At 42.9% G+C, this 18522-nt stretch carries 14 protein-coding genes; 3 read left to right on the top strand and 11 right to left on the bottom strand.

Features of this window, described 5'->3' with window-relative positions; genetic code table 11:
• Positions 1–102 precede the first annotated feature (102 nt).
• The gene (locus DXB39_RS08010; protein ID WP_117841254.1) at positions 103–1488 is read right to left on the bottom strand and encodes an MATE family efflux transporter; all 1386 of its coding nucleotides are present in this window, start codon (positions 1486–1488) and stop codon (positions 103–105) included.
• 793 nt (positions 1489–2281) lie between these two features.
• Between DXB39_RS08010 and DXB39_RS08005 the strand changes: the two genes are divergently transcribed.
• Positions 2282–4234 carry a helicase-related protein gene (locus DXB39_RS08005; protein WP_117841255.1) on the top strand — a complete coding sequence of 651 codons (1953 nt, stop codon included), beginning with the start codon at positions 2282–2284 and terminating at the stop codon, positions 4232–4234.
• 18 nt (positions 4235–4252) lie between these two features.
• Entirely contained in the window at positions 4253–5131 is an 879-nt protein-coding gene (locus DXB39_RS08000) for a YitT family protein (RefSeq protein WP_117698457.1), read from the top strand.
• Between the two features lie 21 nt (positions 5132–5152).
• On the opposite strand, the gene thiM is transcribed toward DXB39_RS08000, so the two are convergent.
• The 5 genes from thiM to thiE form a co-directional block, all read right to left on the bottom strand.
• Positions 5153–5953, bottom strand: a complete 801-nt coding sequence (gene thiM, locus DXB39_RS07995; RefSeq protein WP_117841256.1) for a hydroxyethylthiazole kinase — start codon at positions 5951–5953, stop codon at positions 5153–5155.
• Positions 5954–5956: 3 nt separating this feature from the next.
• Positions 5957–6472: an energy coupling factor transporter S component ThiW gene (gene thiW, locus DXB39_RS07990; RefSeq protein ID WP_117841257.1), complete on the bottom strand. Its 516-nt coding sequence runs from the start codon at positions 6470–6472 to the stop codon at positions 5957–5959.
• Positions 6473–6514: 42 nt separating this feature from the next.
• The gene (gene cytX / locus DXB39_RS07985; RefSeq protein WP_117841258.1) at positions 6515–7699 is read right to left on the bottom strand and encodes a putative hydroxymethylpyrimidine transporter CytX; all 1185 of its coding nucleotides are present in this window, start codon (positions 7697–7699) and stop codon (positions 6515–6517) included.
• Positions 7692–8495, bottom strand: coding sequence for a bifunctional hydroxymethylpyrimidine kinase/phosphomethylpyrimidine kinase (thiD, locus tag DXB39_RS07980; RefSeq protein ID WP_117841259.1), 804 nt, complete (start codon positions 8493–8495; stop codon positions 7692–7694). Before thiD ends, cytX begins: the two co-directional genes overlap by 8 nt.
• 400 nt (positions 8496–8895) lie before the next feature.
• Positions 8896–9543 (bottom strand): thiamine phosphate synthase, encoded by a 648-nt coding sequence (gene thiE / locus DXB39_RS07970; RefSeq protein WP_117841261.1) that lies wholly within the window; start codon positions 9541–9543, stop codon positions 8896–8898.
• A gap of 320 nt (positions 9544–9863) precedes the next feature.
• Between thiE and DXB39_RS07965 the strand changes: the two genes are divergently transcribed.
• The gene (locus DXB39_RS07965; RefSeq protein ID WP_117841262.1) at positions 9864–11948 is read left to right on the top strand and encodes a methyl-accepting chemotaxis protein; all 2085 of its coding nucleotides are present in this window, start codon (positions 9864–9866) and stop codon (positions 11946–11948) included.
• A gap of 142 nt (positions 11949–12090) precedes the next feature.
• Here DXB39_RS07965 and DXB39_RS07960 read toward each other — a convergent pair whose 3' ends face one another.
• The 5 genes from DXB39_RS07960 to DXB39_RS07940 all read right to left on the bottom strand — a co-directional run bounded on the left by DXB39_RS07960 (position 12091) and on the right by DXB39_RS07940 (position 18503).
• The gene (locus DXB39_RS07960; protein ID WP_117841263.1) at positions 12091–12627 is read right to left on the bottom strand and encodes a TIGR00730 family Rossman fold protein; all 537 of its coding nucleotides are present in this window, start codon (positions 12625–12627) and stop codon (positions 12091–12093) included.
• 13 nt (positions 12628–12640) lie between these two features.
• A complete protein-coding gene (locus DXB39_RS07955) occupies positions 12641–13972 on the bottom strand; it encodes a uracil-xanthine permease family protein (RefSeq protein WP_117841496.1) in 1332 nt (443 codons plus the stop codon).
• Positions 13973–14098: 126 nt separating this feature from the next.
• Positions 14099–15832 carry an ABC transporter ATP-binding protein gene (locus tag DXB39_RS07950; RefSeq protein WP_117841264.1) on the bottom strand — a complete coding sequence of 578 codons (1734 nt, stop codon included), beginning with the start codon at positions 15830–15832 and terminating at the stop codon, positions 14099–14101.
• A 1-nt stretch (position 15833) separates the two neighbouring features.
• Positions 15834–17600, bottom strand: a complete 1767-nt coding sequence (locus DXB39_RS07945) for an ABC transporter ATP-binding protein (RefSeq protein ID WP_117841497.1) — start codon at positions 17598–17600, stop codon at positions 15834–15836.
• Positions 17601–17879: 279 nt separating this feature from the next.
• Positions 17880–18503: a TetR/AcrR family transcriptional regulator gene (locus tag DXB39_RS07940; protein ID WP_117841265.1), complete on the bottom strand. Its 624-nt coding sequence runs from the start codon at positions 18501–18503 to the stop codon at positions 17880–17882.
• Positions 18504–18522 lie beyond the last annotated feature (19 nt).

Genomic DNA, 18522 nt, shown 5'->3' with positions numbered 1-18522 from the left:
AGCATCCATGTGTTCAGCCTAGTTCATAAATATGTGTCCAGGATTCTGGGTACATATCATTTTCCATGGGATTCTTTTTGACGTTTTTTATATTAATATTTTTTATACTGCTTTCTTTTCTAAATTTTTCATGATATTTAATTCACGCAGTGCATAGAAAATGGCAACGACAGCTGCAGCTGCATCTGCGATTGGTCCTGCATACATTACTCCGTCGATTCCCATAAACAAAGGGAAAATAAGAATCAGCGGCAGCAAAAACAGCACCTGCCTGGTCAGTGATACAACAATACCAAGTCTGGCTTTTCCAATGGATGTAAAGAAACCAGAAGACATTGGCTGAATTCCATTGATAAATGTCATAAACATAAAAATTCTGAAATACCGCTCTGCAAACTGGAAATATTCTGTACTTCCATCACCAAATACCGTCACCAGCTGATGTGGAAATATCTGAAATACAACAAAAAATGCAACACCCACCAGCACGGATATCTCAAAAGCACGCCAGAATGTTTTTCTTACTCTCTCGAAACTTCCCGCTCCATAATTAAAGCCCCAGATTGGCTGACAGCCCTGGGAAATTCCAATACAGATTGCCATAAATACCATATTTACTTTTGAGATAATTCCAACGCAGGCAAGGGGGATATCTGTTCCATATACAGACATTTCTCCGTAATGACGCAGCGTATTATTCATGGTAATCTGCACGATTGCCATGGCTATCTGGTTGATGCAGGAAGCCATTCCCAATGCTGCAATCGCTTTCATATATTTTACCCTTGGACGAAGCATGGAAAACCGAAGTTCCATTTTTCGGAATTTTACAAAATATATAATAACAAGCAGACCTGATACAAACTGTCCGATTACAGTCGCCCATGCGGCTCCTTTGATTCCCCAGTTAAATGTAAAAATAAATAACGGGTCTAAAATCGTGTTGATAATTGCGCCCACAAGCATGCAGGTCATGGAATAGGTCGGGCTTCTGTCCGCACGAATCAGATGCGTTCCGCCGGTTGTGGATACCAGAAACGGGATTCCTAAGGCTGTAATAAATGTATAATCCTGTGCATATGGCAGCACATCTGGTGTTACACCAAATAAATACAGCAGCGGATTTAAAAACAGCAATACGATTGCTGCAATTATCACTCCACAGATAAACAGCAGACCCAGTCCTGTTCCTGCAATCTTATTTGCTTCTTCTACATTTCCTTTTCCGGTCTCCAGATTATAATTGGATGCACTTCCGATTCCAAGTAACAATGCCGTTGCCGTGCAGATAATGGATACCGGAAATGCAATATTTGTTGCAGCATTTCCAAGCATGCCAACGCCCTGTCCGATAAATATCTGATCTACTATATTATAAAGGGAACTTACCAGCATGCTGATGATTGCCGGTATTGCAAAGCGGGCAATCAGTTTCCCGATTTTTTCTTCCGCCAGCGGATTCTTCGTAGTTTCTACTGTGTGTTCCATCACGGTCTCCTTTCTTTCTCAGGCGAAGGGGAAAGACAATAAGTTAAAAGAAATATCCTTGGTATTCATAGCTTGTCTGACCTGACCATAAAATACCACAGTTCTATTACATATGTTTTTCTTTCTGCTATGAAAACCGTCTTTTTCATGTTTGACAGTAATACTGCACCGTTCGCTGAAATGCGGATGCATTTCAAGGACTGTTAGGGGCACTTGGAATTTCGTCTGGCAACAGGCAACGCTGGTACAGGGATGTACCAGCGAGGCACAGATGAACATGGATGTGAATTTGTGCCGGTTGCCAGACAAAGCAGGCTGTAAATCGAAATTCCTAGTGCCCCTTGCAGGACTTATGTGGCATCCGTATCCAGCGGACAGTACAGTATTCCAGTCAAAGCAGGCAAAAGACAGTTTACAATCAAGAAAAACATATGTGTAAGAACTGTAGGCATTTTAGGTCAAAGCCAGTCAATCTCTAAATACCAATGATATTTATTGTATCTTATAAGCTTTCCCCATCGCCTGCATAAAGCATTTCATACCGAACGATTGTAACACCCATTTTCTCCGAAGTCAAACCAGCGGTGGATGAGATTTCATAGAACATAGAATGTGCCTTGGCACATTCTCGCGCCTGCGGCGGTCGCTTGCGACATCTACCTTATACGCCGCAGTGCGCATCCCCGCGGAGCGTTTTTTCCTTTACAGGAAAGCAATTTCCTGTAAAGTGAAAAATATGTCTTTTGCAACCATACCCAAAGAATGGTATACTTAGCATAGATATGGAGGTCGTATGATACAGACAGATAAATTGGTACAATTCTATTGTGCCCAGTATAAAACCTTTGCGAAAAAGAAGCATAAAAAAACGATACCGGAAACAGGTCCTTATCCGAAGCGGATGCAGCGGCTTTCCAAGGAACTGCTGGCTATCCATTCTCCGAAGATAAAACAGCCGCAGCTGGAGAATTATCACCGTCAGCTCCGTAATCTTTCCTATTTTGTTTATCGGGATGCCAATCCCATTTATATTATGCAGTTTGAGACTTATCTTGTTGCTGAGCTGGTCCGTCTTGATATCAGTTCCCTGCGGGACGAGGAACCGGAATTAATTACAGAGCGTTTCTTAAACTTTTTATATCAGGAAATGCCCCTTGCAATCTGCCGGCGCACCTTAAAGGATTTGTGCCATCAGTATGGACAATTTGGAATGCGTCATCAGATTGTCGGGATGGTTCCGTTGAAACCGGAAACAGAATTTCCACAGACCAGAGGCATGCAGCGGCATTTTATCCTGCATGTTGGTCCTACCAACTGTGGCAAAACTTATCACGCATTAGAGCGTTTAAAAGAGGCTTCGTGCGGAGTCTATCTTGGTCCTTTGCGTCTTCTGGCGCTGGAAATCTATGAGAAAATGAAAGATGCCGGCATTGCCTGTACGATGCTTACCGGAGAAGAATGCATTCCGGAGGAAAACAGCCGGATTACTTCTTCTACCATTGAAATGTTGGACATGGAACAGCACTATGATATTGCCGTTATTGATGAAGCACAGATGATTGCAGACCGTGACCGTGGGCACTCCTGGACCCGCGCTATTCTGGGGGTAAAAGCAGATGAAATCCATATCTGCATGAGTCCTGCTGCCGAGGAAGTTGTTACCCACCTCATAGCCCTTTGCGAGGATACCTTTGAGGTTCGCCACTATGAACGGAAAACTGCACTGGTCTGTGAGCAAGAGGCATTTGTTTTTCCGGATGATGTCACAGAAGGTGATGCACTAATCACTTTTACCAAGCGTGCTGTCTTAGACATTGCCGGACGATTAGAACGTGAGGGAATTCGTGCCAGTGTCATCTACGGCAGTCTTCCACCGGAAATCCGCAGAAGACAGATTCGTCTTTTCTTAAGCCACGAAACAAAAGTAGTGGTTTCCACCGATGCCATCGGTATGGGACTGAATCTTCCGGTACGAAGAATTGTTTTTATCCAGACAGAAAAGTATGACGGCATTTCCACCCGCCCGCTTAATATTCCGGAGATACGGCAGATTGCCGGACGTGCCGGACGGTTTGGCATGTATGACACCGGTTATGTCAATGCCATGGGCGAGGATGCCAGAAATTATATTGCCAAACGTTTTGACCAACCGGAACCGGTTATTAAGAAGGTAAGCCTTGGTTTCCCACATGTCCTTTTAGATATGGACGAGCCATTAAATGCCATTTTAAAAATATGGAAATCCGTAGAGCCCTCTGCTCCTTTTGAGAAAATCAGCATTGACGAAATTCTCTTTCTATATGATAAGGCATATAAAGCCCGTAAAGAAATCGATGGGTTTGAGGATAAACATACCCTCTACCGGATGCTGACCTGCTCCATTGATATCAAAAACCGGGATATCGTTGATTTGTGGCTCTATTACTGTAAAACCTATACTGCTGATGTCTCCCTTCATTTTCCATCACTGATTATGTGTAATGACAAGGGACTGATGCGTTACGAAACTTTTTATAAAATGCTGGACTTGTACCATCAGTTTTCCACCAGAATGGGAAAAATTTCTGATAGCGAACGATTAAACCGGGAACGGGAAAAGACAGAAGATACAATTATGAAGCTTCTTGCCAAAGATAAGAAGGATTATATCCGCACCTGTAAATACTGCGGCGTAACGCTGCCGGTAGGTTATCCGTTCCGGGTCTGTGAGAAGTGTTATGGACACAGTCCCTATAAAAAAATCTGATAACAGGAGGTAATCATTATGTTTCTTTCCATTGAGTCCAAACATCCAAAATTTTATCAGGTCTTCCGGATTTTCATCGTATTTTTTGCATCGATTCTGTATGCATGGAACCTGCGTTGTTTTGCGAAAACTGCCGGATTATTTCCGGGTGGCTTTTCCGGAGTATCCCTGCTCTTGCAGGAAATCGGACTGACCTTTTTCCATATTGATATTCCATATACCTTTTTCAACGTGGCTTTAAATATTTTCCCAATCTATATCGGTTTCCGGTTCCTTGGGAAAAAATTTACCTGGTACTCGATTCTTACGATTTTCTTATCCAGTATTTTCGTAGACCTGCTGCCGGCTTATGTATTTACACAGGATGTTCTTTTAATCAGTGTGTTCGGTGGTCTTTTAAACGGATTTGCCATCTGCCTGTGCTTAAACGTTGGAACTACTACCGGTGGAACCGATTTTATCAGTATTTATCTTTCTTCCCAGAAGGGAATTGATGCATGGAATTATATTCTCCTTGGCAATGTCATTATCCTTGCCATTGCAGGTGCTCTCTTTGGCTGGTCTATTGCACTTTATTCCATTATTTACCAGTTCTGCAGCACACAGGTAATTCAGATGCTTTATAAGCGTTACAAGAAAGAGACTCTGTTTATTATTTCCGATAAATCCAATGAAATTTATCATGCGATCCGGGAAACCACCAACCATGATGCCACCCTCTTTCAGGGCATTGGCTGTTATGAAGAAAAAGAAAAGACGCTTATCTACTCCGTCATTAATACGGAGGCTAAGCGCCAGTTAATTCCTATGATACGTTCCATCGACCCACACGCATTTATCAATATTGTAAAGACGGAGGAATTGGAAGGCCGGTTTCACAATACGCCAAATGATTAATGCATCATCTGGTATACAAAACTACTTTTCCTGATACCGGTCATAAATTTTCTCCGGTGTCATCAACGAAACTTCATCGATGAAAACATTTCGGAATGTCATGGTACCGCCCTGACATTCCTTTGTTTTTTCTGCGGCTGCCTCGCCGCACAATCCAATAAAACTGCAGCAGGCTGCTGCCGCTTCTATGGTTGCTTCTGTTCCAAGAAATGCACCCAGCATAACCGATGACATACAACCGCTTCCGGTAATATGCGCCATCATTTCATGGCCTCTTCTGCATTCAAAGACTTCTCCGCCATCCGTAATCACATCCACTGCACCGGATGCAATCAGTATCGTCTTCTGTGCTTTCGCATATTGTTTCATGCTTTCCACATCAACAGACTTATCCGATGCATCCACACCGGTTACGGTATTGCAGTCCTTTAACAGTGCACGAATCTCAGAATAATTTCCCCGAATGCAGGTCGGGTGAATTTCTTTTATCAAAGTCTGGCATTTCATCCGCCGGTAAGTAGAACCGGAAATTCCTACCGGGTCTAATACAATGGCATGTCCCATTTCATCCGCTTTCTTTCCGGCTTTTTCCATAGCTTCAAAATCCGCAATAGCTCCAAGATTGCAGACTAAGGCTGCTGCCCCTTCTGTTATCTCTTCCACTTCCAGCGGATGATGTGCCATGGTCGGAGATGCGCCTGCTGCCAGCAGAATATTGGCACAGTCATTGACGGTCACCGCATTGGTTATACAGTGAATGACCGGACGTTTCTTTTTTATTTCCTGATGCAGTTCTACAATTTTTCCGGCTTCTAATTCCATATTCTAGTTCTCCAGACTATCTTTCATTTTTGCTAACATTCCTGATTTCTTTAAAGGAATGGTAATAATCATTGCCATAATGGTTCCTCCACAGGTACTGATTAAGAATGGTACAACAAAAGTAAATAATGCGGCTGCTGTATTTCCCATTACCAGATAAGCGACCGGATAAGAAAGCATTCCACCGATGATTCCGGTTCCTACTACCTCACCGATATATGCAAATGGGAGTTTCTTTCCATATTTATAAAGGAGTCCGCCAAGAAGTGCTCCACACATACTTCCCGGAAATGCCAGTGGACTTCCCAATGCTAAAAGGTTACGGATTAAGGATGCAATAAATGCCTGGGCAAGTCCCCACCAAGGTCCTACCAGAACAGCACACAGTACGTTTACAAGATGCTGTACCGGGGCACATTTTGAGCCGAATACCGGAAATGAGAAAAGGCTTCCTACGACTGCGATTGCTGCAAAAATTGCGGTTACGGTTAATTTCTTTAAGTTTGATTTGTGATTCATTTTGTCCTCTCTTCTGTTCCCATCCGAGAGGACGGGAACCTCTTAGTTTTTCTTTACTGCTTCTGCAACTTTTTCCACAATCACGCAGAGAATGACGGTAACCACCATATCCGGAAGTGTATTTCCAACCGGAGTATCTATGTGCATCAGCACACGGTAAAGCACAAATCCGATAAGCCAGACACCCAGATTACGCCACTGAAATGCCATGTCTTTTGCATTGGCTTTCTTTAAAATGAAATAATCTGCAATCTGTACGGCAATCATCGGAGCAAAGACAGAACCGATAAGATACAAGAAATTCGTGATGTTATCCATCGGATATACAATTGCTGCAACAGTTCCGATTACCGTTACAATAATTGCTGCCCATTTCTCATTGATTTTTTCAGAAATGGATACACTGGAAACACCTGCAGAATAAGCATCCAAGAAAGTCGTTGTTACTGTTGAGAAAATGATAATCACAAGTCCTACGATACCAAATCCGGTCTTTAACATAATCTGTGCAATATCATATTCACCGGTAATAAGTGCTGCACCCATACCAATGACATACATGAAAATGCTGACCAGACTGTATACAACAACACTGACTGCAGTTGCTGCAAATGGTTTTTCTGCTTCTCTTGTATAATCACTGATTAATGGCAGCCAGGAAAGTGGCATTGCTACCGCAAGCTCTACGGCTGCGCCAAAGGTAAGGCTTCCATCATCCACAATTGCCGGAATGGCTCCATTTCCAATAAAAATCACTTTAAACAATACCAGTGACAGGATAAATAATCCGGTCATTGCAACGGTATTGAGCTTCCCAAGATTGGTAAGTCCAATCAGGATCCAAAGGATAATGAGGACTCCGATAATAGCTGCCCAGAACCAGTTTGCTACCGGAATGACACCATTGGCTGCCAGTGCGCCATCATAAATCATTATGGCTGTCCATCCTACCAGCTGCAATACATTCAACGCTGCAAAAAGAAGGCTTCCCTTCTCTCCAAAGCTCATTTTTACGGTTTCCATGGCACTTCTTCGTTCTCTTGCACCAATCATCCCTGCTGCAAACATCATCAGTCCACCGATTAAGTGTCCTGATAAGATAGCTGCCATGGCTTTTCCAAATCCAAGCGGTGCAAAATAAGTTCCGGTTAAAATTTCAGCAATGGATACGCCGGCTCCAAACCAGATTAATCCGTTACTGAATACAGATGTCTTCTTCTCATTCATTGGTATATTCTCCTTCTATTGCAAATGCGTGATTCATCGGGCCGCTTCCCTTTCCCAGATCCAACATGGCTGCCAGTGCGCCGGATATGTAATTCTTTGCGTACTGCACGGATGTTTCCAGGCTGCGTCCCTTGGCAAGATTAGATGCTATGGCAGATGATAAGGTACAACCGGTTCCGTGGGTGTTTGGATTGTCAATTCTCTTTCCGTGGAACCATACCGGCTCTTTGTCCTTCTGCCAGAGCAAATCATTGGCATCATTTAACTGATGTCCTCCTTTTAACAGCACGGCACAACCGAAGGTTTTACAAATGATTTCTGCTGCTTTTTCCATATCTGCTTCTGTCTTTATCTCCATTCCGGAAAGCACTTCCGCTTCCGGGATATTTGGGGTTATAACAGTTGCCAGAGGCAATAATTTAGTTTTCAATGTACCGATAGCGTCGTCGCTGATGAGCTTTGCTCCGCTGGTCGCTACCATAACAGGATCCACGACTATATTTTTTGCGTGGTACGCTGTCAGTTTGTCCGCAATTGTCTCTATCAGAGCACTGGAAGAGACCATTCCGGTCTTCACTGCATCCGGATATATATCCGTAAAAATACGATCCAGCTCCTCTGCCAAAAATTCTGGAGTTACCTCCATAATGTCTGTTACGCCGGTTGTATTCTGGGCAGTAAGTGCCGTGATCGCACTCATGGCGTATACGCCATTGGCGGTCATCGTCTTAATATCTGCCTGGATGCCGGCGCCTCCACTGGAATCACTTCCAGCGATTGTTAATGCTGTGTTCATACATTTGTCTCCTTTGCATTAATTTTGTATAGCGACCTAAGGTGGTGCCCCCAATCTGCCGCTGTGGTTTGTTATTACATTGCAGGCGATGATATATCTTACTATATTTCCAATGAGCAATCCCGCTGCCCTTGCATACCTTCTTTGTCTTTCAGGGTCACTAGAATTTCCCATAAGTATATCTTTTTTCCGGCAAACGGCGAAAAGTTGCATCCATGCTCCATTCCGCCTCGCCGGCACATCCATGATGCCGGCGTTGCCTGTTGAATAGGGGAAATCCAAGTGTCCCAGGAAAGACAAAGAAATGGTATTCCAAGGACAGCGTGTTTCCTCATTCAAAATAAGACTCATCTTATCATCATCTGCACTTTATATAAGTAAGACTTTTTTATGTCCTATCTTATTCATGATTTTTTACTACCATATTTACTTTTTGCAACAGTTCTTTCGTTCCCTCTTCGATGTCTTCACATGCGAAGATTCCACTTACAACTGCTGCTCCTGCAATTTCGCATCCTTTTAATTTCAGGATGTTATCGTGGTTGATGCCGCCAATTGCGACTACGGGGATGGTGACGCTCTGACAGATTTCCTGCAGCAGGGTTAGTTCCATCGGCTTTGCATCAGTCTTGGTGCTGCTGCCAAATACAGCTCCGCTTCCCAAGTAATCTGCACCGGCTCTTTCTGCTGCCTGTGCCTGTTCTATTGTTTTCGCAGTCACTCCGATGATTTTATCTGTTCCAAGAATTTCTCTTGCACGGGTCAGCTCCATATCGGACTGTCCCACATGCACGCCATCGGCTCCTATCCTTTCTGCCAGTTCCACATTATCATTGATGATCAATGGTACCCTATAACGGTGGCAGAGTTCCAAAAGGCTTCTGCCTTCTGCTTCAAATTCCGGCTCAGATAATTCTTTTTCCCGAAGCTGCACTAAAGTAACTCCGCCCTTCAATGCTTTTTCTACCTGCTCATATAAGGTCTCTCCCTTAAGCCAGCTACGGTCGGTAACGGCATAAAGAAGAAGCTGTTCTCTTGTAATATTCATATGTGATTTCTCCTCACTACCTGCAAAAACAAAAGTGCAGGACCTCTGTAAAAAAGATTCCTGCACACTAAGTAATCGCACCTGCGTTTCGTTATCTCCCTACGTTGGCATTATCCAAATCAGGTTCTGGGTTAAAGCTTCTGCTTACTCTCAGCCCGCCTGTGCGAGCACCCCGTTTTTCAACGATTTTCATTATACACATTCCCCACAAAAAAGCAAGCTATGTTTTCCATAAAATACCTTGAAAACCACAAAAAAATGGCTTAGAATTAGTTTAGCTTATTATATCATTGTACGAAAGAGAAGGATTAAGAATATCTATGAATTATGATGAAAATGTTTTTAAAGCCAAGGCCAATATCAAAGCCCGCAGAATCTGGCTTGTATTTTCCCTGCTGCTGACCGCTAACTATGGTGCCGATATGTCCAACGGTCTCTATCCATCGAAGCAGTATCTCTATTTTGTTCTGCTCTGCTGGATTCCATTTTTTATTGGAGAATTATTTCTAAAAATCAAAGGCAAAACTACTGACATCTATCGCTATATACTGGTGCTTGGTTACGGTATCTTTTATACTTATCTTTTATGTACCACAGCATCCCCAATTGCATTTACCTACATTCTGCCGGTAACCAGTCTTTTAATTATTTTTAAAGACCGAAAATTCATGCTGCAGTGCGGTATTGCAAATACTATCAGCGTAGTGATCAGTATTATTTACCGCTATATGGTATTAAGCTGCACCACTGCTACTGATGTAAAGAATTATCAGCTGCAGATATCCTGCCTGATTCTGTGTTATATCTGTTATATCATGTCCATCCGCCATTTAAATGAGGCTGACGGTGCACTGACAGACAGTATCAAGGATGATTTACATCGTGTGGTAAATACCGTAGAAAAGGTGAAAACTGCCAGCAATAACGTTATGGACGGTATCACCGTTGTCCGGGAACTGGCTAATGAAAATAAACACGGTTCTGACGTTGTCTTAAAAGGAATGAACAATCTGACCAACAATAATCAGGAATTACAGAACCGTACGACTTCTTCCCTTGATATGACAACTGACATCAATTCCCAGGTTGAGCATGTTGTATCCATGATTCACGAAATGGTATCTTTGACGGATGAATCCATTCACCATGCACAGATTAGTTCTGCCGACTTAGAGGGTCTGGTTACAACTGCCGGCACTATGTCAAAGCTTTCCAGCGAAGTAGAACAGGTTCTTACGGAATTTACTTCTGAATTTGAAAAAGTAAAATCTGAAACCGGAACCATTGATAATATTTCCGGTCAGACAAACCTTTTGGCATTAAATGCTTCCATCGAAGCTGCAAGAGCCGGAGAAGCAGGAAAAGGATTTGCTGTTGTTGCTGAAGAAATCCGTACCTTGAGCACTGAAACCAAGGCTTCATCCAAACAGATCCAGGATGCGCTGATGCGTTTGGATGAAATCTCCGGCAAGATGACAAAATCCATTGAAGAGACCTTAAAACTTATTCAGCTTACTCTTGAGAAAGTCACACTGACCGGTGAAAATGTGAATAAAATTACCGCTGACTCATCTCAGATGGGTGAGCATATACAGGTCATTGACAATGCAATCAAAGAAGTGGAAACATCAAACCGACAGTTAGTAGAAAACATGAAGTATATTTCTGAAATTGTCGATACCATGACACTCTGCATTCATGATTCCGATGATATCAGTCAGCGTATGGTAAGTAAATATGATGAAAGTGCTAACAATATTAACAGCATAGAAAATGAAATCCAGGCGTTAATGTGCAAGCTTGGAATCGGCGGCTTCATGGGTATTGAAGATATCAATCCTGGTATGAAAGCAACTATCCGCCTGACGAAAAACCCCGACCATGATTTCCATGGTGAAGTTCTGAAACAGTATTCCAACCAGATTATACTTTCCCTGGAAGAAAAGCTTTCTCTTCGTAACAGTGAATCCTGTTCCATCCAGATTACTGTTGGAAATGTACTATACTGCTGGGATAATGCTTCCATCCATGTAGATAAAATAACCTCTGATTTCGTCGTAGAAATCACCGACAGTCCAAATATTTTAAACAGACGGAAATATCCTCGTGCCGACCTTTCCAATTTCTGTAATATTACAGTTAAGAACACCGGAGAAACCTTCCAGGGACGTATGGAAAATATCAGTGCCAACGGATTTGCTTTCCTTTGCGATGCACCGTTCTTTGCAGATAGCAAAGGGACTGATATTCTCTTAAATATCCTTTCCTTTGATTTACCGGATCAGGCTGCTTTGGAAGGTCATATTATCCGAAGTTCCGACGACGAAGGCATGTATATCGTCGGCTGCCAGATGCCGGAAGACAATATGGCAATTAAAGATTATGTAGAACAGTTGCTAGGATAAAACTATTTCAAGTAATTTTTTAAGATATCGCTGCTTGCGAAAGAAGAAAACTCATAGCAGATTCCGTTTGGAATTTACTATGAGTTTTCTTTTTGGTCTGTATTTTGTATTTGTAATCCCCGGCTTTATTTTCCTGCTTCATTTAATGCTGCAGGATAAATGCTTCGATTTCCGATAAATCTTTGGAAATCAGCAGACGGTTAAAATCTTCTTTTGCTGCAAAGCCTGAGCTCTGCATTTCTTCGAAAAATGCTTTCAGTGGCTGATAGAAGCCATCAATATCATAAAGAATGCATGGATTCTCATTGATGTGAAGACGCTGCAGGGATATGATATCCGATAACTCGTCTAAGGTTCCCGGCCCGCCTGGCAGTGCAATGTAAGCATCTGCTAACTCTATCATTTTCGCTTTCCGCTCCGCCATATCTTTCGTATCTATGTACTCTGTCAAAAACTGGTGTCTGCGGTTTTGGATGGATTCCACCTGCGGCAGTACACCGATTACTTTCCCACCATTGGATAAGACGGAATTGGCTATGGTTCCCATCAATCCGCCACGAGCTCCACCATATACCAGCGTGTGTCCGTTCTCTGCAATCCACATACCAAGGGCTACTGCACCGATGGTATATGCTTCTTTACTTCCTGCGGATGAACCGCAATATACTGCTATATTCATATGCTCTCCTCTGCTACTTTTCCTGACGTTCTACTTCCATATTTTTAGGCAATACAAGATTTAAAATAATGGCAGTAAGAAATACAACTGCTACACAGTTTTCCGCAAAAATAGAACGGATAATGTCTGGGAAGATTACAAATAAATCCGGCAGCTGGGTAAAGCCTAATCCGATACTTAAGGACAGTGCCGATATGGTGATATTTCTCTGGGAAAATCCACATTTTCCAATCATCTGCAGTCCACTGATTACGATAGTTCCGAACATCATAATCGTACATCCACCCAGAACGGCACTTGGCAGTGTGGCAAGCACTGCGCCCACTACCGGAAAAATTCCTGCCAGAATCATAATTATAGCTCCTGTTGCAATGACAAAACGGTTTACAACCTTGGTCATGGCAACCAGACCTACGTTCTGGCTGAAGGATGTAATCGGCATACAGCCAAATACCGAAGATAATGCACTGACAAATCCGTCACAGGCAAGCGAGCCCGCAGTTTCTTTTGTAGTAACGTCACGGTTTAAGCCGGATGATGCCAGTGCCGAAGTATCTCCGATTGTCTCGGTTGCCGATACTAAAAATATCAGAACAAATGCGATAATGGCATCTGCATGAAATTCCATTTTAAATGGCATCAGATGTGGCAGCGCCAGAAGACTTGTATCGGAAAGTGCAGAAAAATCAACTACCCCCATACACAGTGCCACGATATATCCTACAATCAGTCCGAACAGTACGGATAACTGTTTGAAATAGGATTTTGCTACAATATTAAATACGATACAGCATACCAGTGTCACAGTTCCAAGTATCCAGTTGGTTGCAGATCCGAAATCTGCACTGCTGCTGCCACCACCAAAGGAATCTGCACCTACTTCAAGCAGAGAAAATCCAATTGCTGTTACAACGGTTGCTGCAACAATCGGTGTTACCAGTTTCATCCAGTATTTGGATAAAAGTCCAAGGACACCTTCTACGATACCTCCAACAAGAACCGCTCCCATGATTGCTCCATAGCCATACTGTCCGCCAATGACACAGGCAATGGATACAAAGGTAAAGGAAATTCCCATGACAATCGGAAGTCTTGAACCGATTCTCCAGATTGGGAATAACTGAATCAATGTTCCGATTCCAGCAATCATCATTGCACTCTGAATAATCATTGCCGTATTCTTTGCATCCATTCCGCAGGCCCCTGCCACAATCAGAATCGGTGCAATATTGGCTACAAACATAGCTAAAATATGCTGCAAGCCAAATGGAATTGCATTTAAAACCGGCACTTTGCCATCCAGCGTATAAATATTATCTACGCTGGCTTTCTGACCTGCTGCCATACCATCTTTTGTGTTTTTTCTTTCTAAAAAACTCATTTTCTTTTTTCCTCCGTTATCTGTTTCCGCAATAGCATGCTCACTATCTTTTTTATCTTATGACGGAACAGAGGGGAGGTCAACTGCTTTTTACAATTTCCAGCCTGCTGCCTGAAGCTGTGTCTTTGCCATATGTCGGTAAACGCCATCCTTTGCTGTAAGTTCTTCCGGCGCACCCTCTTCGGCTACCACTCCATCTTTTAATACCACAATCTTATCTGCATCTGCCACTGTACGCATACGATGTGCAATAATCATAACCGTCTTATCCTGAATCAACCGGGACAGTGCCTCCTGAATCAGTGTTTCATTATCTACGTCCAAGGATGCAGTTGCTTCATCTAAGAAAATAATCGGTGCATTCTTTAAAAATGCTCTTGCAATGGAAATTCTCTGACGTTCTCCGCCGGATAATTCAGAACCATTTTCCCCAATCATGGTATGCCAGCCCTCCGGCAGTTTATCTGCGAATTCATCACAATGTGCTAATTTTGCTGCCGCAAGGACCTCCTTGTCTGTTGCATCAGAACGTCCGATACGGATATTTTCCATAATCGTATTGTTAAAAAGTGTAACATCCTGAAAGACAATGGAATAAAGAGACATCAGTGTTTCCGGGTCAATCTTTGAAATGTCCATGCCGCCTACCGTAATCGTTCCCTTATCGATATCCCAGAATCTTGAGGCAAGTCTTGAGACCGTGGTCTTGCCGCCGCCGGATGGTCCGATTAATGCTGTAACTTCGCCCTGTTTTGCAGTAAAAGTAACATCTTTCAGCACACTTTCCTTACTGTCATAGGAAAATCCCACATGCGAAAATGCAATATCATATCCGTCATATTTCATCTCGGTGCTTCCACTCTGTACCGGATGGGATAAAATTTCATCCAGCCGCTCGCACTGCACATCCACGCTGATTATGGCAGCAAGGTTCTGCAGGGAAATCTGCATCGGGTCATAAAGTCTTGATACCAGTAATAGGAACATAAAGAAAGTCAGTAAATCAATACTTCCTTTCGAAAGTAAAATTCCGCCAACCAATGATACTGTTGCAATTCCAAGCTTTAAAATCATCTGGGCACCGGATACAAAAACAGCATTTCCAAGTTCTGCCGCCACTGCATGTTTTTCTACTGCTTTAATTTTCTTCTCAAGTCCAGCCATATAATTTTCCTGTGCATCATTTGCCCGTAAATCCCGGACCGTCTCTAAGCATTCCTGAATGCCATCTGTGCAGGCCATTTTCAGTTTCATCTGTTTTCTGCTAAGATATCTTAAAAATTTTCCGGCACTCAGCACAATGAGGAATGATACCGGAAGCACCCACAGCGCAGCCAGTGCCATCCGCCAGTCAAAGAAAAATAAGCTGATAGCAATAATTGCCGTGGATACACAGGCTCCAAAAAGTTCCGGAATATAGTGGGAGGATGCCGTTTCCATGGTGGCGCAGTCTGCCATAATGGTACTGGTCAAATCGGATAAATCCTTTTTGCCAAAGAAAGATAATGGAATCTTTCTTAATTTTTCTGCCAGCGTAATTCTTCGCACACCACTTTCCACATAGGTGGCAAGGAAGGTACAGTTATACTGGATATACGTTGTCACTGCAATCAGAACCAGACAGAGAATACTTCCCACAAGGTAGAACACGCCTCTGCCGCTTAAGTTATCATTCAGATAATCCTCCACCAGAAAATACAGCAGTCCCACCGGAAACATCAACACAATATTGGAAACGGTTGCTGTCAGAAATGCCTTTATCATGTTATTTGTGCCCTGCTCTGATAATGCATATTTATGTTGTAATTTTTCTTTCCAGCTCATGCTACGCACCTACCTTCCACTGTACCGATTTGTTGTATTCTTCCCACATATGGGCATATACACCATTTTTCTGAAGTAACGTCTCATGGGTCCCCTCTTCTGCAATACTGCCATCCTTTAAAACGCAAATCCGGTCTGCGTCTACAATAGAGGACAGACGATGGGCAATCATAATTACGGTCTTGCCCTTAGACAGTCTGGAAAACGCTTCCTGCACCTTTGCTTCATTATCCGGGTCTGCAAAGGCTGTTGCTTCATCCAAAATCAGAATCGGTGCATTCTTTAACATGGCTCTTGCAATGGAAAGCCGCTGGGCTTCTCCACCGGATACATAGGTTCCGCTACTTCCGATTACTGTATCAATTCCATCCGGAAGCTTCGCAATAATATCTTCACACTGGGCTTCCTTTAACGCCTGCATGACTTCTTCTCTGGTTGCCTCCTTCTTTCCCATGCGGACATTTTTCAAAATGGAAGTTTTTAATAATTTGCTGTCCTGAAATACAAAAGACACCATATCCATTAACTGCCTTGAAGAAATTTCCTTCACATCCTTATTTCCAATCAGGATGCGCCCTTCCGTAGTATCAAAGAATCGTGCCACAAGGCTTGCCAGCGTCGTCTTTCCGCCGCCGGACGGTCCTACAAATGCCACATGCTCGCCCTCTTTGATGACAAGATTAATCTGATGCAGTGCATCTCTTCCGGCATCTTCATAACGGAAGGATACATTTTCAAAGGTAATGGAGTTGTTCTCCGGCTCCTGTGCATGGGCGGTTTCCGGTAACGGTTTCTTTTCTAAAATACTTTCGATACGGGAAATTGCATCTGCTACAATCAGCTGATTTTCACTGGAATACATAATTTTATTCATGGTCACAGTGATAATCGGCGTAATGATAATATAGAACAAAAGATTCAATAAAAAGGTATTATCTCCTCCTTTTCCGGCAAAAAAATATGTTGCTGCAATCAGCACTGCAAATACCGCATTGATTGCTGTTGTATAGCCCGTCATCGGTGCCCGCATTTCCTTCGTGTACGCAATCGTCCATTTTTCATATTTCCTGATAGAGGTCTGAAAGCGTTTGAATGAAAATACCGACTGTCCGAAAGTCTTTACTACCGGGATTCCACGGACATATTCCACTGCCTCACTGGACATTTCGTCCAATGCATTCTGATATTCTTCCATCTTATCTTTCATACGCTGTCCTGTCATGGTTCCCATAATCAAAAATGCTGCCACCACAGGAATCAGGCTCAAAAGTCCAAGCCGGAAATCAAATACCATAAGCAATACTAAAAGGCCTGCCGGTGTTGCAATGGCTCCTGCCTGATCCGGTAACTGGTGTGCCAGATAGGTCTCTGTTGCTGCGCTGGATTCATTGACGATTTTACGGATTTTGCCGGTTCCGTCTTTATCTAAAAATCCCATTGGCAGTGTCAGGATATGCCGCATCAGGCTGGTGCGGATATTTGCCTGGACGCGGAATGCTGCCAGATGGGAACACATCAGCGCGCACACATAAACCAGCATGGATAAAATGGCAAATCCAACGGCTGCCCAGCCATATTCTTTTAAATGAGCTGCTTTGCCAAAATCCGGTGCCACAGAAAGCACTTCTTTCATAATTCTCCAGATGTAATAAAATGGTACCAAAGCCAGCCATGCGCTGATTACCGATAAAATCCAGGATGCTATGGTCAGATAGCGGAATTTACCGGCATAGTCTAAAAGCTTTGATAAGGAACTTTCCTTTTTCACTTTTTCTTCTCCTCCTTTAAAAATAATTGATTCTTTCTTCTTATTGAAACGAAAACTTTTTTTAACTATTCCCGGTGTGCTGCAATCACATATTTTCACAGCCAAGCGCCACCTCACTGTTGGTATTCAGGCAGAAGAACTGACTTCTTGGATTCTGGAATGCACCTTTTTGATATTTCCATTGCATAGTGCTGTCTAACATGAATTAGGTTTAACTAACCCGTGCTTTTAAGAAAAGACTGCTTCCTGCTGTTACAAGATAAGCAGTCTTACTATCTTTTACACTTCGAATTTTAAAATGGTATTCCAGCCTGCATAGTTGAATTTTTCCAGCATATGAACGTATTTCCGTGCAGTTTCTTTCTCCATCTTGTGACGCACAACTTCAAACATGCTGTCAAATAATGCCCTTGTCATGATATGGATGAATTCTCCCGTCACTTCATTTTCCTCTTCATTCTGAAAATGAATAACCTCCATGAACTTGTAGGTATATTCTGCCTCTACTTCTGCCAACTGTTCTACAAAATTCTGGAACTTCGTTCCATAGGACGCCTCTAATAACAGCTGAAATGCAGTAAAATTATCATAGATGTAATCCAGCATTTCATCCATTCCGGATATTACATAGTCATCCATTTCTTTCGGCTGCCGCTCCGGCTCTACTGCATGAAATTCTTCCTGCGTCTTCACAAAAAGATTCATCATATACTCTGCCACCGGTCCTACAATTGCTGCAAACAGCCCTTCTTTGTCTTTAAATCTGGAATAAATAGAACCTGTAGTTGTTCCCGCTTTCGCCGCAATGGTGCGAAGCGATGCATCGGAATAACCCTTTTCTAAAAATTCTTCCGTTGCGCAGGAAAGTATTCTTTCCGATACGCCTTCGATTGGTTTAGTCACTGATGCCTCCGTTTCATTT

The sequence above is a fragment of the Roseburia sp. OM03-7AC genome (assembly GCF_003462625.1).
Classification (GTDB): domain Bacteria; phylum Bacillota; class Clostridia; order Lachnospirales; family Lachnospiraceae; genus Roseburia_C; species Roseburia_C amylophila.
This window is presented reverse-complemented; position numbering and strand designations above follow the sequence as displayed.